The organism is Bradyrhizobium sp. 195, assembly GCF_023101665.1.
In the GTDB taxonomy this organism is placed as follows: Bacteria; Pseudomonadota; Alphaproteobacteria; order Rhizobiales; family Xanthobacteraceae; genus Bradyrhizobium.
The window spans coordinates 505,231-531,265 of the sequence record NZ_CP082161.1 but is presented as its reverse complement, the minus strand read 5'-3'; the positions used below and the strand labels follow the sequence as shown (position 1 = coordinate 531,265).

Annotated in this window: 27 protein-coding genes, 1 tRNA gene and 1 riboswitch; of the genes, 9 read left to right on the top strand and 19 right to left on the bottom strand. The window is 65.4% G+C overall.

What is annotated here, in order from left to right:
- The first annotated feature begins 43 nt into the window (after positions 1 to 43).
- The gene (locus tag IVB26_RS02390) at positions 44 to 1,273 is read left to right on the top strand and encodes an ABC transporter substrate-binding protein (protein ID WP_247970453.1); all 1,230 of its coding nucleotides are present in this window, start codon (positions 44 to 46) and stop codon (positions 1,271 to 1,273) included.
- A 201-nt stretch (positions 1,274 to 1,474) separates the two neighbouring features.
- Here the strand turns inward: IVB26_RS02390 and IVB26_RS02385 are convergent, their stop codons facing one another.
- The 11 genes from IVB26_RS02385 to IVB26_RS02335 all read right to left on the bottom strand — a co-directional run bounded on the left by IVB26_RS02385 (position 1,475) and on the right by IVB26_RS02335 (position 11,828).
- On the bottom strand, positions 1,475 to 2,326 hold the full coding sequence (locus IVB26_RS02385) for an amidohydrolase family protein (RefSeq protein ID WP_247970452.1): 852 nt from the start codon (positions 2,324 to 2,326) through the stop codon (positions 1,475 to 1,477).
- A complete protein-coding gene (locus IVB26_RS02380; protein ID WP_247970451.1) occupies positions 2,323 to 3,306 on the bottom strand; it encodes an aldo/keto reductase in 984 nt (327 codons plus the stop codon). The genes IVB26_RS02385 and IVB26_RS02380 overlap by 4 nt, the downstream gene beginning before the upstream one ends.
- A gap of 100 nt (positions 3,307 to 3,406) precedes the next feature.
- On the bottom strand, positions 3,407 to 4,339 hold the full coding sequence (locus tag IVB26_RS02375) for a sugar-binding protein (protein WP_247970450.1): 933 nt from the start codon (positions 4,337 to 4,339) through the stop codon (positions 3,407 to 3,409).
- Between the two features lie 93 nt (positions 4,340 to 4,432).
- Positions 4,433 to 5,503 carry an ABC transporter permease gene (locus IVB26_RS02370; RefSeq protein ID WP_247970449.1) on the bottom strand — a complete coding sequence of 357 codons (1,071 nt, stop codon included), beginning with the start codon at positions 5,501 to 5,503 and terminating at the stop codon, positions 4,433 to 4,435.
- Positions 5,503 to 6,261: an ATP-binding cassette domain-containing protein gene (locus IVB26_RS02365; protein WP_247970448.1), complete on the bottom strand. Its 759-nt coding sequence runs from the start codon at positions 6,259 to 6,261 to the stop codon at positions 5,503 to 5,505. Before IVB26_RS02365 ends, IVB26_RS02370 begins: the two co-directional genes overlap by 1 nt.
- A gap of 12 nt (positions 6,262 to 6,273) precedes the next feature.
- Positions 6,274 to 7,596 carry a xylose isomerase gene (xylA, locus tag IVB26_RS02360; RefSeq protein WP_247970447.1) on the bottom strand — a complete coding sequence of 441 codons (1,323 nt, stop codon included), beginning with the start codon at positions 7,594 to 7,596 and terminating at the stop codon, positions 6,274 to 6,276.
- The gene (xylB, locus tag IVB26_RS02355; RefSeq protein ID WP_247970446.1) at positions 7,597 to 9,051 is read right to left on the bottom strand and encodes a xylulokinase; all 1,455 of its coding nucleotides are present in this window, start codon (positions 9,049 to 9,051) and stop codon (positions 7,597 to 7,599) included.
- 81 nt (positions 9,052 to 9,132) lie between these two features.
- The gene (locus IVB26_RS02350; protein WP_247970445.1) at positions 9,133 to 10,176 is read right to left on the bottom strand and encodes a LacI family DNA-binding transcriptional regulator; all 1,044 of its coding nucleotides are present in this window, start codon (positions 10,174 to 10,176) and stop codon (positions 9,133 to 9,135) included.
- Between the two features lie 94 nt (positions 10,177 to 10,270).
- Positions 10,271 to 10,732 (bottom strand): GNAT family N-acetyltransferase, encoded by a 462-nt coding sequence (locus tag IVB26_RS02345; protein WP_247970444.1) that lies wholly within the window; start codon positions 10,730 to 10,732, stop codon positions 10,271 to 10,273.
- 2 nt (positions 10,733 to 10,734) lie between these two features.
- Positions 10,735 to 11,247, bottom strand: a complete 513-nt coding sequence (locus IVB26_RS02340; RefSeq protein ID WP_247970443.1) for a GNAT family N-acetyltransferase — start codon at positions 11,245 to 11,247, stop codon at positions 10,735 to 10,737.
- Positions 11,247 to 11,828, bottom strand: a complete 582-nt coding sequence (locus IVB26_RS02335; RefSeq protein ID WP_346732896.1) for a helix-turn-helix domain-containing protein — start codon at positions 11,826 to 11,828, stop codon at positions 11,247 to 11,249. Before IVB26_RS02335 ends, IVB26_RS02340 begins: the two co-directional genes overlap by 1 nt.
- 170 nt (positions 11,829 to 11,998) lie before the next feature.
- Here IVB26_RS02335 and IVB26_RS02330 point away from each other — a divergent pair, with 170 nt between their 5' ends.
- A complete protein-coding gene (locus tag IVB26_RS02330; protein ID WP_247970441.1) occupies positions 11,999 to 12,991 on the top strand; it encodes an alpha/beta fold hydrolase in 993 nt (330 codons plus the stop codon).
- A gap of 6 nt (positions 12,992 to 12,997) precedes the next feature.
- Here the strand turns inward: IVB26_RS02330 and IVB26_RS02325 are convergent.
- Positions 12,998 to 13,071, bottom strand: a tRNA-Gly gene (locus IVB26_RS02325).
- A gap of 173 nt (positions 13,072 to 13,244) precedes the next feature.
- Between IVB26_RS02325 and IVB26_RS02320 the strand changes: the two genes are divergently transcribed.
- The 6 genes from IVB26_RS02320 (at position 13,245) to IVB26_RS02295 (ending at position 16,892) form a co-directional block, all read left to right on the top strand.
- The gene (locus IVB26_RS02320) at positions 13,245 to 13,823 is read left to right on the top strand and encodes a methylated-DNA--[protein]-cysteine S-methyltransferase (RefSeq protein ID WP_247970440.1); all 579 of its coding nucleotides are present in this window, start codon (positions 13,245 to 13,247) and stop codon (positions 13,821 to 13,823) included.
- Positions 13,824 to 13,917: 94 nt separating this feature from the next.
- Entirely contained in the window at positions 13,918 to 14,757 is an 840-nt protein-coding gene (locus tag IVB26_RS02315) for a helix-turn-helix transcriptional regulator (RefSeq protein ID WP_247970439.1), read from the top strand.
- A gap of 131 nt (positions 14,758 to 14,888) precedes the next feature.
- A complete protein-coding gene (locus IVB26_RS02310; protein WP_247970438.1) occupies positions 14,889 to 15,248 on the top strand; it encodes a hypothetical protein in 360 nt (119 codons plus the stop codon).
- A gap of 104 nt (positions 15,249 to 15,352) precedes the next feature.
- Positions 15,353 to 15,712, top strand: coding sequence for a VOC family protein (locus IVB26_RS02305; RefSeq protein ID WP_247970437.1), 360 nt, complete (start codon positions 15,353 to 15,355; stop codon positions 15,710 to 15,712).
- Between the two features lie 182 nt (positions 15,713 to 15,894).
- A complete protein-coding gene (locus IVB26_RS02300; RefSeq protein WP_247970436.1) occupies positions 15,895 to 16,293 on the top strand; it encodes an SRPBCC family protein in 399 nt (132 codons plus the stop codon).
- Between the two features lie 113 nt (positions 16,294 to 16,406).
- Positions 16,407 to 16,892 carry a hypothetical protein gene (locus IVB26_RS02295; protein ID WP_247970435.1) on the top strand — a complete coding sequence of 162 codons (486 nt, stop codon included), beginning with the start codon at positions 16,407 to 16,409 and terminating at the stop codon, positions 16,890 to 16,892.
- Here the strand turns inward: IVB26_RS02295 and IVB26_RS02290 are convergent.
- The 4 genes from IVB26_RS02290 to IVB26_RS02275 all read right to left on the bottom strand — a co-directional run bounded on the left by IVB26_RS02290 (position 16,889) and on the right by IVB26_RS02275 (position 21,383).
- Positions 16,889 to 18,334, bottom strand: coding sequence for an MATE family efflux transporter (locus tag IVB26_RS02290; protein ID WP_247970434.1), 1,446 nt, complete (start codon positions 18,332 to 18,334; stop codon positions 16,889 to 16,891). The genes IVB26_RS02295 and IVB26_RS02290 overlap by 4 nt on opposite strands.
- Before the next feature lie 166 nt (positions 18,335 to 18,500).
- Complete coding sequence (locus IVB26_RS02285; protein ID WP_247970433.1) at positions 18,501 to 19,553, bottom strand: hypothetical protein; 1,053 nt, start codon at positions 19,551 to 19,553, stop codon at positions 18,501 to 18,503.
- 104 nt (positions 19,554 to 19,657) lie between these two features.
- A complete protein-coding gene (locus IVB26_RS02280; RefSeq protein ID WP_247970432.1) occupies positions 19,658 to 20,077 on the bottom strand; it encodes a PAS domain S-box protein in 420 nt (139 codons plus the stop codon).
- A 169-nt stretch (positions 20,078 to 20,246) separates the two neighbouring features.
- Positions 20,247 to 21,383 carry a 2'-deoxycytidine 5'-triphosphate deaminase gene (locus tag IVB26_RS02275; RefSeq protein WP_458309306.1) on the bottom strand — a complete coding sequence of 379 codons (1,137 nt, stop codon included), beginning with the start codon at positions 21,381 to 21,383 and terminating at the stop codon, positions 20,247 to 20,249.
- An 80-nt stretch (positions 21,384 to 21,463) separates the two neighbouring features.
- Positions 21,464 to 21,543: riboswitch (SAM riboswitch) on the top strand.
- A 74-nt stretch (positions 21,544 to 21,617) separates the two neighbouring features.
- Between IVB26_RS02275 and IVB26_RS02270 the strand changes: the two genes are divergently transcribed.
- Positions 21,618 to 22,805 (top strand): O-succinylhomoserine sulfhydrylase, encoded by a 1,188-nt coding sequence (locus tag IVB26_RS02270; protein WP_247973393.1) that lies wholly within the window; start codon positions 21,618 to 21,620, stop codon positions 22,803 to 22,805.
- A gap of 110 nt (positions 22,806 to 22,915) precedes the next feature.
- Here the strand turns inward: IVB26_RS02270 and IVB26_RS02265 are convergent, their stop codons facing one another.
- Genes IVB26_RS02265 through IVB26_RS02255 form a run of 3 tightly spaced genes read right to left on the bottom strand, consistent with a single transcriptional unit; the run spans position 22,916 to position 25,938 of the window.
- The gene (locus tag IVB26_RS02265; protein ID WP_247970430.1) at positions 22,916 to 23,899 is read right to left on the bottom strand and encodes an SGNH/GDSL hydrolase family protein; all 984 of its coding nucleotides are present in this window, start codon (positions 23,897 to 23,899) and stop codon (positions 22,916 to 22,918) included.
- A 12-nt stretch (positions 23,900 to 23,911) separates the two neighbouring features.
- Complete coding sequence (locus IVB26_RS02260) at positions 23,912 to 24,682, bottom strand: SGNH/GDSL hydrolase family protein (RefSeq protein WP_247970429.1); 771 nt, start codon at positions 24,680 to 24,682, stop codon at positions 23,912 to 23,914.
- Positions 24,682 to 25,938, bottom strand: a complete 1,257-nt coding sequence (locus IVB26_RS02255) for an OpgC domain-containing protein (protein WP_247970428.1) — start codon at positions 25,936 to 25,938, stop codon at positions 24,682 to 24,684. Before IVB26_RS02255 ends, IVB26_RS02260 begins: the two co-directional genes overlap by 1 nt.
- Positions 25,939 to 26,035 lie beyond the last annotated feature (97 nt).

Sequence of the window (26,035 nt, the reverse complement as noted above, 5' to 3'; positions counted from 1 at the left end):
TGGTCGGAGCCAGCACAATGAGCGCACCAGGGAGAAACAAATAATGACAAAGAATCCATCTCGGCGCGATTTCAGCGCCGCCGCGCTCGCCACCATCGCCGCATCCACCTTGCCCGCGCCTTACGTCTGGGCCGCGGACAAGAAATATGACGCGGGCGCCAGCGACACCGAGATCAAGATCGGGCAGACCGTGCCGCATTCCGGTCCCGGCTCGCTCTATGGCGTGCTCGGCCGCATCGGCGAGGCCTATTTCCAGATGCTGAACGAGAAGGGCGGCATCAACGGGCGCAGGGTCAAGTTCCTCACCATGGACGATGCCTACAGCGCGCCGAAATGCGTCGAGGCGACGCGGCGCCTGGTCGAGCAGGAAGAGGTGCTCGCTCTCTACGGCTCGCTCGGCACCGCGCCCCAGACCGCCGTGCACAAGTACCTGAACTCCAAGGGCGTGCCGCAACTGCTGCTCAACACCGGCGCGTCGAAGTGGAACAACCCGAAAGAGTTCAAATGGACGATGGCGGGCCTGCCGCTCTACCCGACGGAAGCGCGCATTCTCGCGCGGCACGTCGTGAGCGTGAAGCCGAATGCCAAGGTCGGCATCCTCTACCAGAACGACGATTTCGGCCGCGACTTCCTGGGGCCGTTCAAGAAGGTGCTGGCGGATGCCGGCGGCACCGCGCAGGTGATCATGGAGCAGACCTATGATCTCACCGAGCCGACCGTCGATTCCCAGCTCATCAATCTCTCCAAGTCGGGCGCGGACGTCTTCTACAATATCTCGACCGGCAAGGCCTCGTCGCAGTCGATCCGGAAAGTGGCCGAGCTCGGCTGGAAGCCGCTGCAGCTGTTGTCGGCGGGCTCGACGGGCCGCTCGATCCTCAATGCCGCGGGGCTCGAGAACGCCACCGGCATCGTCGCGATCCGCTACAACAAGGAGGTCGGCCTGCCCAAATGGGAGAAGGACCCCGACGTGATGGCGTTCGAGGAATTGCGCAAGAAATACACGCCGGCGATCGACCCCGACAACACCATCGCCTTCGCCGGCTACGGCCAGGCCGTCAGCATGGGCGAGATCCTGCGCCGCTGCGGCGACGATCTCACCCGCGCCAACGTGCTGAAGCAGGCCTCGAACCTCAAAGGCTTCCACTCACCCTACTTCCTCGACGGCGTGACCTACGACTACACGCCCGAGGACTACACGCCGATGAAGACGCTGTTCATCTCGACCTTCTCCGGCAAGGACTGGGATATCTCCGACAGGCCGATGTCGGAATAGGGCTAGGTTTTCTCGCCACCTGCCTGCTGTGTGTCTCCCTCTCCCGCTTGCGGGAGAGGATCAGGGAGAGGGTGTCTCCACGCTGGGACAATCCCCTAGAGGAGAAAGCCCTCACCCGGCGCGCGGGACGATGCTTCGCATCGCCCGGACGCGCCGACCTCTCCGCAAGCGGGAGAGGTCAACAACCCGCAGCGGAGCGCTTTAGGTCGCGATCGCCAGCCGATACGCCCGCGCCGCATTCACACCAAAAGCCTTGTCCCGCACCTGCGGGCCAAGCTTCGCCAGGCACGCCTCCAGCGCGCTCTTGATCTCGCCGTAGCTTCCCGCAAGCAGGCACACCGGCCAGTCCGAGCCGAAGATCAGCCTGTCCTCGCCAAAACATTCTGCTGCGTGCGCGACGAACGGAAACATCCGTTCCGCATCCCAGTCGTTCCAGACCGCCTCGGTCGCGAGCCCCGAGATCTTGCACCAGACATTGTAGCAAGTCCCGAGCGCCTTGATGCGATCGGACCATTCGGCGCTGCCGCCGTCGGCGATCGGCGGCTTGGCCGCGTGGTCGAGCACGAAGCGCGCTTGCGGAAAGGCCTGTGCGGTTGCGACAGCGGCGGGCAGTTCGCGGGCGCGGACGAGAAAATCGTAGGCGAGATCGTGCGCGAACACAGCTGTGAGGCCGCGCTGGACATCCTCGCGCAGCAGCCAATCGGGATCGGCCTCGTCATGAACCTGATGGCGAATGCCGACGAGCTTGTCCCCGCCCGGCAGGCCGCGCAGCCGGTCGAGCGTGTCGCCGAGCGCACCGTCGGTCAGATCGACCCAGCCGACGACGCCAATCACTGACGGCGTGGCCTGCGCGATGCGCAAAAATTCCTCGGTCTCCTCCAGCGCTGAGCGGCATTGCACCACGATGCTGGCGTCGACGCCGTTCACCTTCAGCAGCGGCGCGAGATCGGCGGGACCGAAAGCGCGGCGGATCGGCGTCAGTTCGGGTGCGTCCATCCAGGAATAGTCGGCGCGCGCCGGATCCCAGAAATGCTGGTGGGCGTCGATGATCATGCCTTACGCCCACCCGGGAGCGGCGCGCGCACATCGACGAGATTTCGCGCACGCAGCTCCTGCCAGAACGCCGCCGGCACCGCCGTCTCCGACATTGCGATGTTGTCGGCGACCTCGCCGGCATTGCGCGCGCCCATCACCGCGACCGTCACCGCGGGATGAGCCATGCAGAACTGGAGCGCGGCGGCTTTCAGCTCGGTGCCGTGCTTGCGGCAGAGCGCGTCGAGCTCCAACGCCCGCGCAACCAGCGACGCATCGGCGTCTTGATAGTTGAACTTCGCGCTCGCGCTCGGATTGGCCAGGATGCCGCTGTTGTAGATGCCCCCGAGCAGGATGCCGATGCTCTTGGCCGTGCAGACCGGAAACAGCGCATTCAGCGCGCCCTGGTCGAGCAACGTGTAGCGGCCGGCGAGCAGGAAACAGTCGACCGGTACGGCCTCGGCAAATCGCGTCAACATCTCCGACTGGTTCATGCCGGCGCCGATCGCCTTAACGGTCCCGTTTTCTCGCAGCCGCTGCAGCGCGCGGAAGGCGCCGGTGACGGCATCGTCATAGTGATCGTCGGGATCGTGCACCAAGAGGACATCGACGTTATCGAGCCCGAGGCGGGCGAGGCTTTCCTCCACCGAGCGCATCACGCCGTCATAACTGAAATCGAACACGGGGCGCTCAGGGGATGTGCCTTTGTAGTGCTCGTCCTCGGCAGCGTCACCATCGGGGGCGCGCAGCAGGCGGCCGACCTTGGTCGAGATGGCATAGGACTCGCGCTTCTGCTGCCGCAGGAAGGTGCCGAGCCGCCGTTCCGCAAGGCCAAAGCCGTAGAGCGGCGCGGTATCGAAGAATCGCACCCCGAGCGACCAGGCCCGCGCGATCGTCGCGTCCGCATCGGCGTCGCTGACCGGGCTGAACAATCCGCCGAGCGGGGCGGAACCGAGACCGATTGAGGTGACGTCGAGCGAGCCGAGCCGCGACCGTTTCATTCCCATTGCCTTCCAATTCCAACGATACAAATATCATCTCCCCCGCTCGCGGAAACCGCAAGCGGGGGAGGCACGCAGGAGCGCGGGGCTGGCGGCGCTCCTACTTTAACATCTGCGCGACGTTGTCCTTGGTCACGAGATCGAGGCCGGTGTAGACGATCTCGGGCACCTTCTCGCCCTTCTTGATGGCAAGCAGCGTGTCCATCGCTTTTTCACCCATCTCGAACGGACGCTGGCCGACCAGCGCATTGGCATAGCCGTCGCGCAGCAGCTCGAGCTGCATCTTCAGCGTATCGGCAACGACAAGCGTGAACTTGCCGGAATCGATGTCCTTCTTGTTCCTGCTGGCGAAGGCCTTGAACCCTTCGGGCGCGAACATCGGCCAGCCGCCGATGGGAACGATGGCGGCGAGATCAGGCGTTGCGGTGCGCATATCCGTCATCTGCTGCACCGCCAGCGCTGGATCGTCATTACAGAAGGTCGGCGAGCCCGCAACCTCGGTCCATTTCGAGCCCTTCAGCGCCTCGCGCACGCCATCGACGCGCTCGGCGAGGTTCTTGGCGCCGGGGCCGCCCGAGACCATGGCGTACTTGCCGCCGTCGGGCCGCATCTTCAGCAATTCCTTGCCGAGCGCGACGCCGAACTCCTTGTTGTTGGTGCCGATATAGGCGATGCGCTTGGAGCCGGGCGCATCGGCATCGAAGGTGATGACCGGAATGCCGGCGGCCGTCGCCGCCTCGATCGACTTGGTCATGGCCGCGACGTCGGCGACCGAGATGGCGAGACCATCGACCTTCTGGGTGACGAAGTCCTGGATGATCTGGGCCTGCGTCGCCGGCTCGTGCTCGACCGGTCCCTTATAGATGCACTCGATGTTGCCGAGCTCCTTGGCGCGCTTCAGGCAGCCGTCGCGGGCGAAATCGAAGAACGGATTGTTCATCGCCTTGGGCACGATCACGAAGCGGTAGTTCGCGGCGAATGCCGGCGTCGCCATCATCGCCACCGCGATGCCGGCAAGAAGCAGTTTCCTCATTGTCTCCTCCACCCTTGTTTGGTGCCCATCCTCTCGAAACGCCCGGGAAGCGGACAGGCAGTGTTATCGTTGTCTTCCCGAAGCGACGTCATTTCAGGTCATCCGCGAGCGGATGCGGTCGACCAACACGGCCAGGATGATGATCACGCCCACCAGCGTCTGCTGCCAGTAGGAGGAGACCTGCGCCAGCACGAGACCGTTGCGGATCACTTCCAGCAGCACGCAGCCGACGATGGCCCCGAGCGGGCCGCCGATGCCGCCGGCGAGATTGGCACCGCCGATCACGGCCGCCGCGATCACGTTGAGCTCGTAGGACGTCGCCATGTTGGCCGGCGCCGACCCCAGCCAGCCGGAGATGATGATGCCTTGCAGGCCTGCGGCGAGCGCGCAGATCACATAGACTTCGATCTTCACCCGCACGACCGGAATGCCGGTGAGTTCGGCCGCCTTCTCGTTGCCGCCGAGCGCAAAGACGTGGCGCCCGAACGAGGTGTGATGCAGCACCACGGCCATGGCCAGCGCGAGCACCACGAGATAAATGAAGGGCACGGGCAGCCCGAGCACATCACCCGAGGTGAGCGCGTAGAAACGATCGGCATCGGGCCCGCCGGGAAAGCTGCCACGGCCGTTTGAGACGACATAGCCGAGCCCGCGCACGATCGAGAGCATACCGAGCGTGGTGACGAAGGGCGACAGGCCGAGCACTGCGATGCAGAAGCCATTGACGAGCCCTGCGATCAGCGCGACGCCGAGCCCGGCGAGGATCGAGACCAGCAGAATCAGGCCGGGCATGTTGGCCAGCACCGTCTTGCCGTCGGCCGCCATATGCACCAATGGCGAGCCGGGCGCCGACAGCTCGGTCATCACCATCGAGGTGATCATGGCGGAGAAGCACATCATCGATCCCACAGAGAGGTCGATGCCGCCGGTGATGATGACGAAGGTGACGCCGAGGGTGGCAATGGCGATGAAGGAAAAGTTCTTCGCCACGTTCTGCATGTTGCCTTCGGTGAAAAAATACGGGCTGGCGAAATGCATGATCACCAGCAATACCGCCAGCGCGAGCAGGACATAGCCCGTCTGAGAGGCAAAGATGCCGCGCTGCCACCATCTGATCTTGCCGACATTGGAGAAGGTGATCGGAGATTCCATGGGCATGGCCATCACGCCGCCTCCTTCGCGCCGGTGATGAGGGCGGTGATCTCCTCAGGGGAGGTCTGGTGGATCGCCTTGTCGGCCCGCTTCTCACCGCGGCGCATGACGATCACGCGGTCGCACACCGCGAACACGTCAGGCATGCGGTGCGAGATCAACATCACCGCAACGCCCTGCTCCTTCAGCCGGTGTATCAGGCCAAGCACCTGCTCGACCTGGCGCACCGAAATCGCGGCGGTCGGCTCGTCCATCATCACCAGCCGTGCATTGGAGAGCCGCGTCCGCGCGATCGCAACCGCCTGGCGCTGGCCGCCGGACATCTGCTTGACGAGATCGTCGGGGCGCGTCTCCGAGCGCAATTCGCCGAACAGCTCCAGCGCCCGCGCCGCCATCGCCTTGTGATCGAGCAGGGCAATGGGGCCGAATTTGCGCTTGAGCTCGCGGCCGAGGAACACGTTGGCCGCCGCCGTGAGATTGTCCGATAGCGCGAGGTCCTGGTAGACGACCTCGATGCCGACGGCGCGGGCATCGATGGGCCGGCTGAAATGGACCGCGTTGCCGGCAAAGCGGATCTCTCCGTGGCTGGGACGGAAATTGCCGGCGATGATCTTGACCAGTGTCGACTTGCCGGCGCCGTTGTCGCCCATCAGGCCGACCACCTCGCCCGGGAAGACCTGTAGGTCGACGTCATGCAGCGCGCGGATCGCACCGAACTCCTTGCCGATGCCGGTCAGCTCGAGGACCGGTGTCGCGTCAGCATTTGCCATCAGCGGACTTCCTCAGACATGACGGTTGATCAGGGATTCCAGATATTCCTGCCGGCCCGAACGCGGCTGCGGGTCGAAGCCGGGACGAAGCGCGCGGTCGGCGAGATCGGCAAGCGAACGCTGGCCGCCGAGAATGGCGCGGCCCTCGGGCCCGGCCCATCCCTCGTAGCGTTTGGCAAGCGGCGCGGTGAGCGCGCCGGCATCGAGCATGTCGGCCGCGGCGAGGAAGGCGCGCGCGCACGCATCCATCGAGCCGACATGGGCGTGGATCAAGTCGTCCGGGTCGATCGACTGGCGTCGGATCTTGGCGTCGAAATTGAGCCCGCCCGTGGTAAAGCCGCCGCGGTTCAGGATCTCGTGAAACACCAGTGCCAGCTCCGGAACGTTCATCGCGAATTGATCGGTGTCCCAACCGAGAAGATCGTCGCCGCGGTTGATGTCGAGTGAGCCGAACACGCCGAGCGCTTCGGCGAGCGCGACCTCGTGATGAAATGAATGGCCGGCGAGGATGGCGTGGTTCTGCTCGATGTTGAGCTTGACGTCTTTCAGGAGATCGTAGCGTTCGAGGAAGCCGTAGCAGGTGGCGACGTCGAAATCATATTGGTGCTTGGTCGGCTCCTTCGGCTTCGGCTCGATCAGGATCGGGCCCTTGAAGCCTATCCTGTGCTTGTGCTCGACGACCAGCGCGACGAAGCGGCCGAGTTGGTCGAGCTCGCGCTTGAGATCGGTGTTGAGCAGCGTCTCGTAGCCCTCGCGCCCACCCCACAGCACGTAGTTCTGGCCGCCAAGCCGGTGCGTCACCTCCAGGGCGGCGCGGACCTGGCCGGCGGCATAGGTGAAGATCTCGGGGTCGGGATTGGTCGCTGCGCCCGCCATGTAGCGGCGGTGCGTGAACAGATTGGCGGTGCCCCAGAGCAGGCGGACCTTCGCGGATGCCATCTTCGCTTCGAACAGATCAGCGATGGCATTGAGATTGGCGACGGACTCGGCGAGTGAGGCGCCTTCCGGCGCCGCGTCGACATCGTGGAAGGTGAAATAGGGCACGTCGAGCAGGCGGAACAGCTCGAAGGCGACATCGGCCTTGGCCCGCGCCTGCGCCATCGCGTCGCCGCCCTGGTGCCACGGCCTCAGGAACGTCTCGCCGCCAAAGGGATCGCCGCCCGGCCAGCAGAACGAATGCCAATAGCAGACCGCAAAGCGCAAATGATCCTCGAGCCTACGGCCCTGCACGAGGCGATCCTTGTCGTACCAGCGGAAGGCAAGCGTGCTGGCGGCATCCTCGCCGGCGAAGGCGACCGGTGCACTCGCATCGAAGAATTTGGCTGACGCGTTCACTTAAAAGGACTCCTTCAATGCGGGATAAAGCGCGCGCCATCGCCGATAGGCCTCGTCATAGGCCTCAGCGACGGATGCGCGGGGCGTGAAGCTCGCGAGCCTCCGCGGACGGGTGCAGACTTGCGCCGGATCCTCGCCTGTCGCGGCAAGCCGGCCGAGCCGTGCAGCGCCGAGGGCCGCTCCCACCTCGCCCTCTTCGACGCGGTGGACGGGAATGCCGAGCACGTCGGCGCAGATCTGCGCCCACAACGGCGAGCGCGAGCCGCCGCCAACGAGATCGAGCTCGGCAACGGTCCCGCTCGCCGCGCTCAGCGCCGCCAGATTGTCACGTGCAGCAAAGGCCACGCCTTCGAGCACGGCCTGCACGATCTGCGTCCGCCCGGTCGCACCGCGCAGGCCGACAAAGGCGCCGCTCGCGGCAGCATCGTTGTGCGGCGTGCGCTCGCCGTCGAGATAGGGCAGGAATTTGATCGGGCTCGGCCCGTCGACGCGCTCGCCGAGCGGCGCCAGCAGCGCTGCGGCCGGCGTCTCCATCACATCGGCAAGCCAGGCCAGCGAGGCCGCAGCCGAGAGCATCACACCCATCTGGTGCCAGAGGCCGGGCAGCGCGTGGCAGAAGGCGTGCACGGCCTGGGTCGGCGCCGGCGCGAAGCGATCGGTGACACGGAACACCACGCCTGATGTGCCGAGCGACAGGAACGCATCGCCGGGCGCGATGGCGCCGAGCCCGATCGCACTCGCAGCGTTGTCGCCGGCGCCGCCCGCGACGACGACATTCCCAGCCATGCCCCAGCGCTGCGCGTATTCCGGTGCCAGCACCGCGCTCACCGCGCTGCCCTCGACGAGGCGCGGCATATGATGAAGGTCGAGCCCGGTCGCATGCAGCAGCAGGGCCGACCAGCGGCGCTGGCCGACGTCGAGCCAGAGCGTGCCGGCGGCATCGGACATGTCCTCGATCATCTCGCCGGTCAGGCGATAGCGGACATAGGCCTTCGGCAGCAGCACTTTTGCCACGCGCGCGAAAATATCGGGCTCGTGCCGCGCGACCCAGAGCAGCTTCGGCGCGGTGAAACCAGGCATCGCCAGATTTCCGGCGATCGTGTGCAGCGAGGGACAGCGCCGCTCCAGCAGGGCGCATTCGCTTTGCGAGCGGCCGTCGTTCCAGAGAATCGCGGGACGCAGCGGCCGGCCATCCTCGTCGAGCAGCGTCGCGCCGTGCATCTGGCCCGACAGGCCGATGCCGGCGACCCGCGCAACCTCGCGCGGATGACGGGCGGCGAGATCGTCGACCGCGCCGATCGCCGCACCGACCCAGGAATCGGGGTCCTGCTCGGACCACAGCGGCGCCGGATGCGACAGCGCAAGCTCGCGCGTGGCCGTCGCGACAATCGCGCCGGCCTCGCTCACGAGCACCGCTTTCACACCGGATGTGCCGATGTCCAGTCCGAGATACAAATCATCCTCCTCTCTACCCATGACGGTGCGCGATCTTAAGGTCACGCTCCCCGCCAGAGGCCGTTCGATATCCACCTGCCGCTAAGGCAGATTGTCCCGCATCACGATGTCGATCCTGATCTTCTCCTGTTCGCGCAAGATCGGCTCGCCGCGGGCGAGCGCGAGCAGCACGCGCACGGCGGCGCGCGCTTCATGTCCGGGGTTCTGCGAGATCGCGGCATCCATCACGCCCTGCAGCAGCAACCGCCGCGTCAGCACGGTGACGTCGTGTCCGACGAAGACCACCTGCTTGTCGCGGCCGGCATCGCTCAACGCCTTGGCGACGCCCTGCGTGCCGGCGCCGACATTGTAGAGGCCGACAATGTCGGCATGCCTGCCCAGCAGCCGTGCCAAAACCTGCTCCGAGCGATCGTCCTCGTCGCGCCCCTCCAGCACCGGCAGCACACCGAGACCAGGGAATTCCGACGCCATCACCTGGTTGAAGCCGAAGATGCGCTCGGCATGGTCGCGCAGGCCCTGCGAGCCCGCGACGATCGCGACCTTGCCGGACTTTTGGCCGACCAGCCGCCCGACGAGTGCACCGGCGGTGCGCCCGGCGGCGATGTTGTCGATGCCGATATAGTGGTGGCGGCGCGACGACGGCACGTCCGAAACCAGCGTCACCACCTTGGTGCCGGCATCGACGAGATCGTTGAGCGCGGCGCGGACGCTCGGATGATCCAGCGCCACCACGGCGACGCCGTCGCAATCGCCCGACAGCGCCTCCAGGGTGCCTGCGAGCACCGATGGATCGAACACGTCGGTTGCGACCATCTCGACGCTGAGGCGGCGCGCCGAGAGCCAGCCCGACATCTCGCCGAGATAGGCCTCGATCTGCTGCATGAAAGGGTTCGACCCCGACGGCATCACGAAGGCAAAGCGACGGACGCGGCCGCGGGCGAGCTCCGCGGCGGCGACATGCGGCTGGAACGAATTGCGCTCGATCGCCGCCTTGACGCGCCGCACCGTATCGGGCCGTACGCCCGGCCGGTTGTGCAGGACGCGGTCCACCGTCGCCAGGCTCACGCCCGCCTCGCGGGCGATGTCCTTCAGGGTCAATGCGGTCGGGGTGAGAGTCTCGGCCATGCCTGAAGGCTAGCAGAGGTGTTTTGAGGTACGCAACTCATTTGAGGGGTGGCACCGCATTTCCGAGTCAGGGCTGGCGGAGCGCGATGCGAGTTCAGCAGCTCAGGTCGAGCGTCAGGAACAGGCTGTTGGGATCCTCGACATAGAATTCGAACGGGCCGCAGAGGACGAAGCCGTGCGCTTGGTAGAGCGCAAGCGCCGGCTTGAAATAGTCCCACGAGCCGGTCTCGAGGCTCAGCCGCTTCAGGCCGCGCGCGCGGGCCTCCGTGATGAGGTGGCGCAACATCTCGCCGCCGAAGCCGCGCCGCCGTGTGGTCTGAAGCGTGTGCATCGACTTCACCTCGCCATGGCTGGTCGAGAGCGCCTTCAGCGCGCCGGTGGCAACCAGTAGCTCGCCGTCCCATCCAGTCCAGAACGCGATATCCGGCGCGCGAAGGCCCGCCAGATCGAGCGCATGCGCGCTGCCCGACGCGGTCTGCTCCCGCGCTGCCGTGACGTGAAAATCAAGGAGCGCGATGACGCGCGGATCGAAGGTGTCGCCGCTACGGATCTGCATCGTCAGGGCCTCACGCTGCTTGCAAGCAGCTTCTGCATGAAGACGAGGTCGAGCCAGCGGCCGAACTTGCAGCCGACCTCCGGCATGCGCGCGACCTCGGCGAAGCCGAGCGAGGCGTGCAGCGCGATCGAGGCGACGTTGGTGCCGTCGATGCCGGCGATCATCGCGTGCTTGTTCATGGCGGTGGCGCGCTCGATCAGCGCAGCCACAAGGCAGCGCCCGATACCAGCCCTGTGGTGCCGCTCGTCAACATACACGGAGTTCTCCACGGTGTGGCGATAGCCGGGAAACGGGCGGAAATCGCCGAAGGAGGCGAAGCCGACGACATCCCTGCCCTTCATCGCGACCAGCACGGGAAAGCCGGCGTCCTGTCGCGCCAGCATCCATTCACGCCGCGAACCCAGATCGGCCGGCCCGTCGGTCCAGACCGCGGTGGTGTTGAGCGCGGCGTAGTTGTAGATGGCCAAAATATCTTCGGCATCCACCAGCGTTGCGTCCCGTACGATCAGCGGCATCACATTTTCCCGTAGGCAGAGCCGCGCCGCGTGATGATGACGTAACGCGCATCCTGTTTGGCTTCGTTCTCGAAGATCACCGCGCGCATCACGTCGAAATCCAGGCAGTCGCCCTCGCGCAGGCGCACCGTCTTGGCGTCGATGTACACGGCGATCGCACCTTCCAGCATCAGCAGCTGCTGGGTGAAGGCGTTGCGGCCCCAGGGGCTGTACGGCACCCGCGCGCCGGCCGGCAGGTCGACGACGATGATCTCGATGCCGCTGGCCGCATCCGTCGGTGAGGCGTGCCGCCTTCGATAGCCGCTCTCGGGATCGCGCCAATGCGGCTGGTCGGCGAGGCGCACCAGCCGCTCCGGCGGTTTCTCGGCGAGCGCGACCACGTCGCTCAGCGATACGTCGAGCGCGGCGCAAAGCTTGCCGAGCAGCGAAGCCGTGGCGCTGCTCTGCGCCCGCTCGACCCGCCCGATCATGGCCCGGCTAACACCGGAACGGCCAGCGAGCTCGTTCAACGTCATGCCCGCTTGCGTCCGCAGCGTCTTCAAGCGGCGACCGATCGCGCGGTCGAGTTTCTGCTGGTCCATGGCCCTCTTCCAGATATCGCCCGGCGCAGGGTCCGCATCCACCGAGCGAGAGCAGCTTAGGACGGGCGAAGCGGGCATGCCGGGAGCTAGAGGCTAACATATTAGAATCTTTGCGGAGCCGGCAGGGCCGATTAGAATGTGCCCAACCGCGATGACCCGGAGGCGATGACATGGGCGAGCCGACGCAGCGGAGGATCGAGGCGAACGGCATCAGCCTCAACGTCGCCGAGCAGGGCAAGGGGCCGATGGTGCTGCTCTGCCACGGCTTTCCGGAAGGCTGGTACTCCTGGCGCCACCAACTCGAGGCGCTGGCGGCGGCCGGCTACCACGCGGTCGCACCCGACATGCGCGGCTATGGGAAGAGTGACCGGCCCGAAGCGATCGATCAGTACACGATCCTCCACATGATCGGCGATCTCGTCGGCGTGCTCGACGCCTTCGAGGCGAAGGACGCCGTCATCGTCGGGCATGACTGGGGCGCGACGATCGCTTGGCACACAGCGCGCCTGCGGCCCGATCGCTTTCGCGCCGCCGCCATCCTCAGCGTGCCCTATCGGCCACGGAGTCCGGTGCGGCCAACGAGTGTTATGCCGCAGACGGCGGATGCGCAGTTCTACCAACTATACTTCCAGGAGCCGGGGGTCGCCGAAGCAGAGTTCGAACGGGATCCGCGCGCAACGCTCAGTGCCATGCTCTTTGGCGGCTCCGGTGAAGGGGCGGCAGCGATCCGCGCCAATGCCGAGCGCGCCGGCAGGACCGTTGGCGTCGGCATGGTCTCACGCAAGGACGGCATGTTGCCGAAGGTGCAGGTGCCGCTACCGTCCTGGCTGAGCGCCGCCGACCTCGATCATTACGGTGCCGAGTTCGCCCGCAGCGGATTTCGCGGACCGCTCAACTACTACCGCAACATCGATCGCAACTGGGAGCTGATGGGGGCTTTCGAGGGGGTGAAGGTGGCCGTGCCTTCGCTCTTCATCGCCGGCGACCACGACATGGTCGTCGCCTTCCCCGGCGCGGCCGAGCATCTCGCCAACATGAAGCAATGGGTGCCGCAGCTGCGCGAGATCAGGATGCTGCCCGGCTGCGGACACTGGACGCAGCAGGAGCGGCCGGCGGAGGTGAATGCAGCGATCGTTGAGTTTCTGCGCAGCCTGCCGAACTAAGAGCTTTGGAGCGGGCGAAGGGAATCGAACCCTCGTATGCAGCTTGGGAAGCTGCCGTTCTACCATTGAACTACGCCCGCGGATGCGCTGGTCACGCGCGCTCTGATTAGCCGAGACGGCGCTTCCCGCCAAGCGGTTTGGCGCATTCGACCCGACGCTCCTTAACTTTTCAGTAAGATTTTGGGTGCGCCGGATTGTGGCGGTGTTATGATCTCGTGTCTGGGGAGAGACGTGCACTGAGTGGGGCGTGTGCATGGTGGGGCGTGGCTATTCGATATTCGACACGACGATCGGGCGCTGCGGCATCATCTGGAGCAGCACCGGCGTGGTCGCCGTGCAATTGCCGGAGGCGCGGGAGATCGACACCCGCCGCCGGATTTTTCAAATCCATCCCGAGGCGCGCGAGCAGCGGCCGTCTGAAAATGCCGAGCTTGCAATCGAGGGCATCGTGGGCCTGCTGCAGGGCCGCGATCCCGATTTTTCCGACGTCAGCCTGGATGCCGGCGGCGTGCCCGGTTTCAATCGGCGCGTCTATGAGTTCGCCTGCTCGATTCCGCGCGGGGAAACGCGAACCTATCACGAGGTCGCCAGGGCGCTGGGCGCCTCGGGTGCGGCGCATTCGGTGGCGCAGGCGATCGCCAAAAATCCTTACATGCTGGTCGTACCCTGCCACCGGGTGCTGGAGGCCGGCAATTACACCGACCGGCTGTCGCCTTACGGCGGGGTGATCTCTAAGCGTCGGCTGCTGGCGCTGGAGGGCGCCCATCCCGTCGCCAGCAAGACGCTGTTCGAGGTGCTGCTGCCCGTTGCTCCGCCGCGCGCGCCTAGCTAAGGCGCGATCTGATCGCACCTTAGCTTGTTTTTTGGGGCATGATCTTGTCGGACAAGAGCTACACACTTGTCCGGATCATGCCTACATAGGCGGGATGGACGCGACCACGCTGCTGAAGTCACAATCGATCACGGTCTTCGAGTTTCGCTGCGATGCGGGACCTGATGATACGCCATTTGCCGAATGCCGCACCGGGCATTCTATCGCCTATGTCCGCTCGGGCAGCTTTGGCTGCCGTTGCCGCGCCGGATTCTTCGAGCTGGTGGCGGGCTCGATGCTGGTCGGCGCGCCCGGCGAGGAATACACCTGCACGCATGAGCATGTCAGCGGCGATGTCTGCCTGGGGTTCTTCCTCAGCGAGGACATGGTCGATGCCCTCGGTGGGCGGCGTGAGATCTGGCGGGTCGGCGCCACGCCGCCGCTGCCCGAATTGATGGTGCTGGGCGAGCTCGCCCAGACGGCGGCAGATGGCAACAGCGACATCGGCCTCGACGAAGTCGGCCAGATCCTAGCCGGCCGCTTCGTCGACGTGGTCTCGGGCAAGGCGCGCAAGCCGGCCACACCCACCGCGCGCGACCGCCGCCGCGCAGTCGAGGCCGCGCTGTGGATCGACGACAACTCGCATGAAGAGGTCGATCTCGAACAGGCGGCAAAGCAGGCGGGCCTCAGCCCGTTTCACTTCCTGCGGCTGTTCTCCAGCGTGCTCGGCGTCACCCCGCATCAATATCTGGTGCGCTCGCGGCTGCGGCACGCGGCACGGCTGCTCGCTGACGACGACATCGCGGTCACCGATGTCGCTTATGACGTCGGCTTCGGCGATCTCTCCAACTTCGTCCGCACCTTCCACCGCGCCGCCGGCGTATCGCCGACCAAGTTCCGCCAGGCCTCGAAGGGGGAGCGCGGGATCTTCGCCGAACGCCTCGTCCTCAACTGAGACAGGTCGGCCGGCATCGCAGGTAACAGTCTGTTGACCAGACAGGCGCGACGCACTGGCGCTCGCGGCACGTTGCGCGATAGTACAACCAAAGGGCGAATCAACGTCCGTTCGAGGCGGCGAGCCGGCAGATGAACAGTGCCCCGAGTGACGTGATTGGCGCCACACTGATCGCGCTTGCCGTCGGTCTTGCCTTCATCGCCGGCTGCGCCGTCTATTATGGCCGCCAGATCACCTCGCGCAGGATTCCGATGCAATGGGGCACTGACGGTCAGCCGGCCTGGTTCGCACCACGCCTGATCGGGCTCTGGTTCAGCTTCGGCGTGACGGCGGGCTTGTCCGCGTTCCTGCTCGTTCTCGCCCTTCATGACCCGCAAAAGCTCACGGCGCTGATCGTCGCAACGGTCAGCGTGATTGGAACGAACATGTGGGTTCAGGTCCATCACCTGAAACGGGTGATCCGGTGGCAATCGGAGGCGCCGGCGAACTAGCCGGGTTCCGAGCGCAAGATTCTCCAAGAGCCGCCCGCCTCTCCCCGACTAGCTTCGTCTCCGGCGCGCGCCAGTTGCGGCGCGCTTTGCAAATGGAGACGAACATGTACGACCACATCGGACTTCGCGTTGCCGATCTCGACGCCGCGACGCGCTTCTACACCGCGGTGCTGGCGCCGCTCGGCTACGTCCTGTGCTCCAGCGGCGACGGTTATGCCGGCTTCGGCCCCAAGGGCGAGCCGGCGCTGTGGCTACACCTGAACAAGGGCCGCAAGGCCGACGGCGCGCACATTGCGTTCCGCGCCAAGGACCATGACGCAGTGAAGGCATTTCACAGCGAAGGCCTGAACAGCGGCGGCCGCGACAATGGCGGCGCGGGTCCGCGCAAGGATTACAGCCCGACCTATTATGCGGCGTTTTTGATCGATCCTGATGGCAACAATGTCGAGGCGGTTTGCGTGTGAGCCACGACGACGCCAACCACAAACGGGCGGTCATGCCCCGGCTTGACCGGGGCATCCAGTACGCCGCGGCTTCTCGGTTCCATCACAGCGGCCTCTGGAATACTGGATCGCCCGATCAAGTCGGGCGATGACACCTGAGATGATAGCCCGATCGCCGTATCTCCACGTCATAGGAGTCAACCATGGCCTCCATCCACAACGACATCCTCATCAACGCTCCCGCGTCGAACGTCTGGGACGCGGTGCGCGACTTCGGCGCGCTGCATCAGCGGCTGGCGCCCGGATTCGTCACGGCCTGCACGCTCGAGGCCGATGCGCGCATCGTCACCTTCGCCAACGGGTCGGTGGCCCGCGAGGTGCTGGTCGATTGCGACGATGCCAGACGGCGCCTCGTCTACGCCATCAACAACGAGCGACTGAAGCACTACAGCGCCTCGGTGCAGGTGATTGCCGACGGTGAGACGCGATGCCGCCTGGTCTGGACCATCGACATGCTGCCCAACGAGCTTGGGCCCTACGTTCAGGGGCAGACCAAGGAGGCCGTGGCCGCGATACACCAGGCGTTTCCGCCCGCGGCCTGATCCGCCTCTGTGTATTTTGTCACAGAGCTGCGCCCTCGCCGACAGCAATCATGGCCGCGTGCGTCCGGTTGGCTCCGCTCTCCCGGCGGCGCTGCGCACGCGAGGAGCATGCCATGAAAGGTGCGGACAAGGTGATCTGCCAAGCGGCGGCTGTGCTGCTGCTGTTTTCCGTTGCGAGCTCGCCGGCGAAGGCGCAGTTCCTCGGCGGCGGAGGTGCCGGCGGCGACGACATGATGACCCAGATGGCGCCGATGCTGGAGATGATGAAGGCGAAGATGGGCAAGCGCCGCTTCGCCATGATGATGCAGACCATGGGGCCGATGATGAGCCGCATGATGGAGAATGGCGGCGGTGGGCTCGGAGGCATGATGGGCGGCGGCGGCACTCTCGGCGGCGGCTTCGGCGCGCCCAATTACGGCGGCTACACGCCGATGGGCGGAGGCGGTTATATGCCGACCGGGCTCGGCGGCATGGGCGGCGGCGACATCATGGGCATGCTCGGTGGTGCCGGTGGCGGCGACATGATGGCGATGATCCCGCAGCTGATGCGGCTCGCCAATGTCGGCGGCGGCGGCCATCGCCGCCACAGGCATCGCTAATCGGCGGCGCCGGACAGAGCTGGTCTGATCGCAGCCTTGCTGGCGCGCGGTCCCCAGCGCGTCAGCAAGACGCTGGAGGACGAGAGCAGGCCGAGCACGACCATCGAGCTCGCAGCCAGCCAGAAGAAACTCTGCGCGGTGGCCTCGTGGGTCGACAGCCACCAGCCCACGGCGGAGATGTAGATCAGCCGCGCCGTCTGCGCCAGCACCGGCCCGATCACCTTGGCCGCGCCCTGCGATGAGAAATACATCGTCGTGGCAATGCCGAAAAACGCGTAGAACGGTCCGACCGTCGAGAGATATTGATGACTTGCCGCGCGCACGGCCGCGCTGTCGGTGAAGATGTTGATCCAGAGATCGGGGAACATCGCAACGACGCAGGCCGGCGCGCCGACGGCCACGAAGGCGGCTGCACTGGCGATCCAGGCGACGCGCCGGGCGCGCGCGACGTTGCCTGCGCCGATCGCCATCCCGACCATCGGCACACAGGCGATGCCAAACGAGAACGCGATCGAGGTCAGCAAAAATTCGAGCCGCGCGCCGATGCCGTAGCCGGCGAGGATCGCGGTGCCGAACTTCGCCAGCATGTGGGTGAAGATCGAGATCGTCAGCACCGATTGCAGCGGCGAGAAGCAGGCGATGGCGCCGACCTTGAGGATGTCGAAAAACATCGCCCATTGGATACGCAGGCCGCGCAGCTTCGGTGTGACACGCGCGCGGCCCGAGAACAGGTACCAGCCCATGATGCAGATGTTCATGGAATAGGCGATCAGCGCGCCGGCCGCGACGCCGCGCATGCCGAACTGCGGCACCGGTCCGAGGCCGAGACCGAGCGTGCCGCCGAGCACGATCTGCCACGCCGCGGAATTGAGGATCAGGAACGACGGCAGCTTCATGTTGCCGGTACCGCGCAATACGCCGGCCATGGTGTTGAGCAGCCAGGGCAGCACGGCGCCGCCGAAAAACACCTGCGTGTAGGCAACCGCATGGGTCAGCACATCGCCGCGGCCGCCCAGCATTTCCAGCACCCGGGGCCCGAAGATCAGCATGCCCAGCATGAAGACGAGGCCGAAGCTGATGCCGATCAGCAGCGCATGCATCGCGAGCGTGCCGGCGCGATCGCGATCGCCGGCACCGAGCGCGCGCGCAATGGCGGAAGCCACCGCGCCGCCCATGGCACCGCCCGACATCGTCATGGTCAAGATCACGGTCGGAAACACCAGCGCCATCGCCGCCAGCGCCTCGACGCCGAGCCGGCCGATATAGGAGGTCTCCGCGATCACCGTGCAGGTGCCGGCCGACAGTGCGATCACGTTGGGCCAGGCGAGGCCGAGCAGCGTGCGCAGGATCGGCCCGTCGGTCAGCGCGCTTCGCATCGGCTGCGGAGGCGGCGGCAGCGGACGCTCTTGCTCATCGACCGGGATTTCGGCGATGTCGGACATATCCTCTCCGGGGCACGAGCGCTCTTGGCGGCGCGGCAATGCGTAGGTGTGACAATAAATTTCTTCGCGCGCAGGGCGCGGTGGAGAGCTTGTTAGCACGCCGCGGAGCGATTGCTCCTGCGCCAGATGCAGGCGTGCCCTGCGGCAGCGCATTTCAATGGGTGAGCTATTCGATCGTCCAGGTCAGCGGCGGGTGGCCTCCACGGGCGGGGCGCAGATGCACGCCGATATACCGCCCGCATCCCGCAGCCAGGCCTTCGAACAATCCCTCCAGCACCCTGGCGCAAGCGGGATGATAGTCCGTGACGTCATCCATCAGCTTCCAGCTCTGCTGGCGGATTTCGAAGCTGCCTTCGGATTGCGCGGTCTCCGCCACGTCGTCCTGCGCGGCGAACAGCGCGCCCAGGAACGACGCGAACTCGCCTGCCCCGCCGCGGCTCATCGCCAGCGCGGCTGCGACTTCGTCAAAGTGCTGTATGCCGATCAGCTTGCCGGTGAGGTGCAGCAGATAGCCGGCGTCTTCCGGCCCGAACAGCTGCACCATCACGGGCGCCGCCGTGCGCACATATTCCATCGCGTAGTTGCGATAGGCTTTCTCCAGACGCGGTTTCGGCCAACTCGCGACCGGCAGCGCCGGCGCGGTCTTGGCGTCGAACAATGGCGCTTCCAGATGCCGCGCGAACACCAGGCGCTGATCGAGTTCTAGCGGATGGTCGTATTGATGATAGTAGCCTTCGAGCCCGTCCTGGCCATCGACGCTCTGCTTGGTGCAGACGAACCCAAGACGGAGATCGCCCAGCGCAGCACCGTTATTCGCGTGCCAGCCGCGCAGTATCGCACGCGAGACCTCGCCGGGCACGCCGCAGATCGCCGTGCCCTTCCAGATCCAGCGCGGCGGCGGATAGCGAATCCAGGCCTTGATGTCGCTCTCATGCATGTATTCGACATGCACGCCGCCGATCCAGTTGGAGAGGTAGTGATATTGCGCGGCGGCCACCGCCGGCGGCAGGTGACTGAGGCCGAGCTTTTCAAGCCCTGGCAGGAAGCGCTCCTGCTGCTGGCGGCGAAATACGCGGAAGACGAACTCGGCGGCATCCGCAGGTCCGCGTCGCGTGACGACGGTGAGGATGAGGCCGGTGAAGTAGGCGTGATAGAGGTCCGCGACCGCTCGCCAGCGCTTCCATTGGGCTTGCTGCGCGAGGTCCGATGCAGCGGTCATGTTCGCTCCCGATCGTTGTTTTGATCGAGTGTGTCACCGTACCTTCAGGCAAGCAACATGACGTCCAAGCAGGCCGCCCTGCGCGACCGCCCGCCAATTCCGCATCACGAAGTTTGCGGCGACGCCGTCTTCGCGGCGCGCTCTCGCTCGAGCCGTTCGGTGACATCGCGCGCCATCGCCACAGATCCCAAGACGTTGCCGCCGGAATCGCGCACCAGCGCGAAGGTCATCTCGATGTAGAGCTTGCGTCCGCTCTTGTGCAGCGCGCGGGTGAGTGTCGGCTTGCCCGCAAGCTTCATCGTGCCGCTGGCGAGCGCGGCCTCGAAGCCCTTCCAGTGCGCAGCGCGCAAATGTTCGGGAATGATCAGGTCGAGATTCTGGCCGAGCGCTTCGTCCGCGGTGAAGCCGAACAGCGCGACCGAGGCGCGATTCCAACGCATGATCGTGCCGGAGCGATCCGAATAGATCAGCGCATCCGCGACGTCTTCGGCGATCTTTGCGTCGAGCTCGGATTGATTGCTCATCTCGTCACCTCGCATGTAGCCCGGATTTCACTTCGCACCCTGACACACCGGTGTCATCGCCCGACTTGATCGGGCGATCCAGTATTCCAGAGGCCGTGGTGATTGATCCGATAAGCCGCGGCGTACTGGATGCCCCGGTCGAGCCGGGGCATGACAGTAGAATGTGCCGCTACACCCGGAAATGCTTCGATAGTTTGAGGCCCTGGGCCTGGTAATTGGAACCGATGCGCTGGCCGTACATCGCATCGGGGCGCGCCAGCATCTTCTCGTAGACGAGACGGCCGACGATCTGGCCATGCTCGAGGATGAACGGCACTTCGCGCGAGCGCACCTCGAGCACCGCGCGCGCCCCCTGCCCGCCGGCGCCGGCATAGCCGAAGCCGGGATCGAAGAATCCGGCGTAGTGCACGCGGAATTCGCCGACCAGGGGATCGAACGGCACCATCTCCGCGGCGTAGTCGGGCGGCACCTGCACCGCTTCCTTCGAGGCGAGGATGTAGAACTCGCCGGGATCGAGGATCAGGCTGCCGTCGGGACGCGCCGAGATGGGCTCCCAGAAGTCCTCGACGGAATAGCCCGAGCGGCGATCGACGTCGACGACGCCGGTGTGGCGCTTGGCGCGATAGCCGACGAAGCCGTTCGCTTTCTCACCGGACAGATCGACGGAGACGGCGACGCCGCCCGACAGGTCGGCATCGTCGATGTCGACGAGGCGCTCGACGGCATGCAAGCCATCGAGCTCGTCGGCGTTGAGGATGGCGTCACCAGTGCGGAAGCGCACCTGGCTGAGGCGCGAGCCCTCGCTGACCAGCACCGGAAACGTCTTCGGGCTGATCTCGGCATAGAGCGGGCCGTGATAGCCGGCGCCGATCATGTCGAACCGGCGGGTGCCGTCGGCGATCACGCGGGTGAAGACGTCGAGCCGGCCGGTGGAGCTCTTCGGGTTGGCGGCCGCGACGATCTCCGGCGGCAGCGCGAGGCTCTCCAGCAGCGGCACGATGTAGACGCAGTTCGTCTCCAGCACCGCGCCGTCGGCGAGGCTGAACTCGTGCAGCTTCAATTCGTCGATGCGCTCGGCCACCGTGGCGCCGGGACCGGGCAGGAAGCTGGCGCGGACGCGGTAGGCGATGTCGCCGAGACGCAAATCGAGGCTCGCCGGCTGGATCTGGCTCTCGACGAAGTCGTAGGCGGGCAGGATAAGCCCCGCGTCCGCCATCGCCGCGATCATGCGGTCGGGCAGGATACCATTGGCGTCTGGCGCGACCGTAAACGTCAACCGGGTATCCTCATCAGGGGTCAAATGCATCCGGACATGCGGGAAATACAAGCCTTTTACGGCTATCCGATGGACGCCTTGACGGAAAGGGCATTGCGGAATATGAGCATCACTTATCCCGTGGTGATTTGAGCCGGCCGGCTTGCAGCCACGTTAAATAAGTCGCTAAACAGGCCGGGGACCTCTGTGATCCCGGCCCGTGGAGATATCCAGGCCGGTTTTTTTGTGACCGTTTTCGACGAGGCGGTCATGTCGGAGGTACCTATGTCGAAGTCGCCTGCCAACTACCGTCCCGAAACCCGCCTGGTCCATTCCGGCACCCTGCGCTCGCAATATGGCGAGACGTCGGAGTCGCTGTTCCTGACCCAGGGCTACGTCTACAACAGCGCCGAGGAGTGCGAGGCGCGGTTCAAGGGCGAGGATCCGGGCTTCATCTATTCGCGCTACTCCAACCCGACCATCGCGATGTTCGAGCGCCGCATGATCGAGCTGGAGGGCGCCGAGGCGGCCCGCTCGGCGGCAACAGGCATGGCCGCGGTGACGACCGCGATCCTGGCACCGCTCAAGGCCGGCGATCACGTGGTGGCCTCGCGGGCGCTGTTCGGCTCGTGCCTCTACGTCGTGCAGGACCTCTTGCCGCGCTACGGCATCGAGACCACGCTGGTCGACGGGCTCGACCTCGACCAATGGCAGCGCGCGGTGAGGCCGAACACCAAGACGTTCTTCCTGGAGAGCCCGACCAATCCGACGCTCGATGTGCTCGACATTCCCGGCATCGCCGAGATCGCACACAAGGGCGGCGCGCGGCTCATCGTCGACAACGTGTTCGCAACCCCGATCTGGCAGAGCCCGCTCGCGCTCGGCGCCGACGTCGTGGTCTATTCCGCGACCAAGCATATCGACGGCCAGGGCCGCTGCCTCGGCGGCGTCATCCTGTCCTCGGAAGCCTTCATCGCCGAGCACATCCACAATTTCATGCGCCAGACCGGCCCGTCGATCTCGCCGTTCAACGCCTGGGTCCTGCTCAAGGGCCTGGAGACGCTCGGCGTGCGCGTGCGCGCGCAGACCGATACCGCGGCACGGATTGCCGAGGTGCTGGCGAGCCATCCGAAGGTCGCACGGCTGGTTTATCCCGGCCGCGCCGATCATCCGCAGGCGGCGCTGGTGAAGAAGCAGATGCGCGGCGGCTCGACCCTGGTCGGCTTCGAGGTCAAGGGCGGCAAGCAGGCTGCGTTCCGCGTGCTCAACGAGCTCAAGCTTGCGAGGATCTCGAACAATCTCGGCGACGCCAAGAGCCTCGTCACGCATCCGGCGACCACGACGCATCAGCGCCTGAAGCCCGAAGACCGCGCCGCCCTCGGCATCGGCGAGGGCTTCATCCGCTTCTCGGCGGGACTCGAGCATGCGGATGATCTGATCGAGGATCTGACCGCGGCGCTGGAGAAGGCGTGAGTTTTTGAATTGTAGGGTGGGTTAGCCGAAGGCGTAACCCACCTCTTTGATCTCCGCGGCAACAGAAGTGGTGGGTTACGGCTTCGCCTAACCCACCCTACGGCACCGAGTTACATCGGCCGATAAGTCCGCACATCCGCAGGCACGTTCACTCCGAGCTTGATCTGGCCGACGGAGCGGATGATGTCGTCGCCGAGCAGCTGGGCGAAGCAGGCATAGCCCCAATCGTTCATGTGCAGGCCGTCGGCGATCACGAAGCTCTCGACCGGAATCGATTGGTTCTCGTGCCAGTCACGCATCACCTCGAAGCGGGGAAAGATGCCGACGTGGCGGAGTTCAGCGACGTTGCCGAGCAGCTTGATCATCTTGCCGGCGCTCTCCTTGCGCTGGTTGACGGCCGGCGAATATTGCGGATCGACCAGCACGATGTCGGCACCGCCGGCGGCCTGGATGCGGCTGATGCCGTCCTCGACCAGTTTTGCGGTGTCGCCGGGATCGAGATTGCGCAGCACGGCGTTGGTGCCGACCTGCCAGATCACGAGATCCGGATGCACGTCGATCACCTGCGTCTGAAGACGCTTCATCATCTCGGGCGCGTCCTCGCCGCCGACGCCGGCATTGACGACGGTGATGTCGGCGGTCGGATAGTGCCGGCGCAGCTGTGCGGCGAGACGGTTCGGATAATTGAACTCCGGCGAGCTCGCGCCGAAACCCGCGGTCGACGACGAGCCGAACGCGACGATGACGACGGGCTGGCCGGCGACGAGCTTGCTTGCGACATGCGGCAGCGTGCCCATCGCCTTCGAGCCACCCTTCGGCGGCAGGCAGGGTACGCGGCTGAAGACGTCGGCGGCGGATTTGGCGACCTGCTTCACCTTGTCGACGGCGCGCGCCGTGACGCCGCGCTGCTCGGGCGACGTCACTGCGACTGTGGTCTGGGAGGGCGAAGCGGGAGCGGGATCAGCCGATTGCGCGGGTACGGGCGTGGCCGGCGCCTGCGCATGCGACTGCGAGGCCGGCATCAGCAACAACAGCATCGCGGCTGCAGGCGCGGCCAACCATGTCGTCAGGCAAAAAGGGCGGAGAGAACTCATTAACGCTAGACCTCAATTTTGCTGCTGGGCCGGCTCTAGATGGGCAGCGTCGATCACGAACTGTGCCAACGCCCGGCCAAGGCAATCATGGACCTGTTTCGCCAATTCGGGCCCGCGGGACGGGCTGAACAGGTCGAACTGACCCTGATCATTCCACTGCCGCATGATCGCGAAACGATCGAACAGCGGAATATCATGCTCCTGTGCTACCACGCGCATATTATCGAGAAACGGTTGCGCCGAGATCATGGTTTCGGTGCGCGGGCTGTACTGCAAATTCATCAAGACGACGTCGGCCCCTGCCTTTTGCAACGCAACAACCCCTTGGGTCACGGCGCTGCGAAATTCGTCGGGATCGATGGATCGGATGGCATCCACGGTCCCGGTTTGCCAGACGACCAAAGTAGGCGTTTTTGCTTCTATCAGCTTAACGAAGGTAGAGGCGGCCTCCTCCGCCGTTCTTTTGCTCTGTATTTCTACGGAGACGTGCACCACCTCGGACGCAGGCAGCTTCTCCTTGAGGATCGCCTCCATGCGCGCCGGATAGGAGCTGCTCTCCGAAGACGGAATCGTGGTCGAGCGGCTGCCGATGACGAGGATGTCGAGCGGTTTGCCGGCCTTGACGGCATCGGCGACCTTGAGAAGCCGACTTTCGCTGGTCAGCAGATAGGTCGGCAGTTCGCACGCCGCGGGCGCGGCAGGCGCAGCATCGCTCGCGCGCGCCACAGGCGCGGCGAGGCTACCGCATAGCAGGATCAGGCTCAGGAGAACCTTCGCCTTCATCAGCCCCCTCCCGCCAGATCGGCGTTGCCGACGGCGTTTTTGGTTTTCGCACCGCTCTTGTCAGCCACCCGCTTGTACCACGAAATCACCCACGCCACGCCCCACATGATCAGGACCCCGGAGAGACTAATCAGCGCATGCATGGCTGCGCCGCCGGAGACTTCGGCGAGAATGAAATGGCCGGCAAAGGCCAGGAACACGCCGAGGCAGAAGATCTCGAGCGAATGCTGGCCACATAGAATCAATGGTCGCAGCCAGCGCGATTTCAAGCCCGGCCAATCCCGGGGTAGGAAGCGCACGGTGAGTGCGGCCAGCGCCAGGAAATGCGTGAAGCGCAGCACGTCGAGATCGGTCTTGTCGATCGGGTACATCCACTGCTCGATCCGCTTCGGCATGAAGTGGGAGAGCTGCGGCACGTACCAGGTCAGCGTCACGCAGAACGCCGCCGCGAGATAGGCGATCGAGATCCACATCGTAACCGGCGAGGCCAGGATGCGCGACATCCGTCGCGCACCTCCGAGCGCGCACCATGCACCGAACACGAACAGCAATTGCCAGGCGAAGGGATTGAAGGCCCAGAACCCGTTCGGATAGGCCGACAGATAGAGATCGTATTCCCAGGTGACGACGTAGAGCGCGACCGAGAGGCCGAGCGTGAAGTCGGGGCGCCATTTCATCGACCACAGGATCAGCGGCAGCGCCAGCATCAGCACGATGTAGAGCGGCAGCACGTCCATGTTGACGGGTCGGAAGCGCAGCAGCAGCGCCTGCACGATGGTGATGTCGGGCTGCTTGAGGAAATCCAGAATGCCCATTTCTTCGGTGTAGAGCGGGTTCTCGAACCTGGTCGCGACATAGGAGATTTCTGCGAGGAAGATCGTGAACAGGAAGACGTGGGCGACATAGATCTGCCAGACCCGGCGCAGGATGCGCGCGGTGGCGATGAGGACGCCGCTCTCCAGCATCGCCCTTCCGTAGACGAAGGCGGCGGTGTAGCCGGAGATGAAGATGAAGATCTCGGTGGCGTCGCTGAAGCCGTAATTGCGGATCGTGAACCACGTCAGCAGACTTGCCGGCAGATGGTCGATGAAGATCAGCCACAGCGCGAGGCCGCGGAACAGGTCGAGCCGGAGTTCGCGCTCGCCGATGGCGGGCAGCGTGATCGCCGGCGCGGCGGCGCGCGGCTTGCTCCCCGCGGGTTTGGCCCCCGCGGTTCCCGCGATCGTCTGTCCCGTCACTTGGTCGGCAATGGTCATCGGGGGCGAAAACCCTTCCGCAAATCGCGACGCGTCAAGGAGTGTACCGGTCCGGTCGTCAACTCGCAAAGCGGCCGGATCTTCGGGGGTGTCATTC